This window comes from Petralouisia muris (assembly GCF_004793545.1).
GTDB classification, from domain to species: domain Bacteria; phylum Bacillota; class Clostridia; order Lachnospirales; family Lachnospiraceae; genus Petralouisia; species Petralouisia muris.
Window position 1 is genome coordinate 1 of the sequence record NZ_SRYA01000212.1, and the last position, 1,304, is coordinate 1,304.

At 41.2% G+C, this 1,304-nt stretch carries 1 protein-coding gene; it reads left to right on the plus strand.

What is annotated here, in order from left to right:
* A partial coding sequence (locus E5329_RS29110) for a DNA primase family protein (RefSeq protein ID WP_135992575.1) occupies positions 1–1,123 on the plus strand: 1,123 nt, incomplete at its 5' end.
* Positions 1,124–1,304: the final 181 nt, after the last annotated feature.

The window sequence follows — 1,304 nt, forward strand, 5'->3', positions numbered from 1 at the left end:
CAGCAAAGATGTGTATTTCTTCAGCAATGAGCAGTTAGATGTGAATGATTATCTTTTGAATGTGCAGAACGGCACACTGGATTTATCCGGGAATGAGCCTGTATTTTTGAGCCATAGCCCCGATATGCTTCTTTCAAAGATATGCAATGCTGAATATGAGCCTGCTGCCGATTGCAAAGAATGGAAGAAATTTCTTTTGGAAATCATGCAGGACGATAAGGAGAAAATATCGTATCTCCAAAAGATAGCAGGGCTTTCGTTGACAGGGAACACAGAGCAGGAAACTTGTTTTATCCTTTATGGAAGTACCACACGAAACGGAAAATCTACGTTTTGTGAAACACTGATATATCTGTTGGGTGACTATGCCTTGACAATGAAGCCGGAGAGTTTAGCAGTAAAGCAAAATCTTGACAGCAGACAGGCAAGCGGAGATATAGCACGGCTGGCAGGGTGCAGGTTCTGCAATGCCAGTGAGCCGCCAAAACGGATGTTATTTGACACAGCATTATTAAAGTCATTGTTAGGCCGGGACAGTATTACGGCAAGGCATTTACACCAAAGGGAATTTAGTTTTATCCCTAAGTTTAAACTTGTGATAAATACAAATTATCTGCCAACGATTACAGATGATACGGTTTTCAGTTCCGGCAGAATAAATGTTATCAGTTTTGACCGACATTTTGAGCCACAGGAGCAGGACAAAGACCTAAAAAACCGATTGAGGGACAAGCAGGAACTATCCGGCATCCTGAATTGGTGCATTGAGGGCTTGCAGTTATACCGCAAAGAGGGATTGAAGCCCCCGGCAGCAGTGCAGACCGCTACAGATACTTACAGGACGGACAGCGACAAGGTAGGAAATTTCATCAACGAATGTCTGACTAAGACTGGCGGGAACAGCAAGGCAAAAGATGTTTATGAAGCCTATACGAAGTGGTGTGATGATAACGGTTTTGGATGTGAAAACAAATCGAATTTCTTTGCGGAATTGAAAACAAAGGGTGTATTTGCGAACAGCGGAACGGTGGAGGGCAAGACCGTAAAAAATATTGTAAAGGGCTACACATTGGAGACAGATTTTGTTGAGTATGAGGGGCAAGAGCCGCTGCCTTTTGACTAGAGAAAATTGGAAATGTGAATTTGTTCAAAGTAAATGTAAATTCCCTATAAGGGCTTAACTTCAAAACATTACATATGAAATGAACATTTTGCACAAATCCAGTAAAATCAATGGTTTCAAGCACTTTAATAGATTGAAGTGTGCAAAATGAATGTAAATAATTTTACGGTTTTTGTAACGG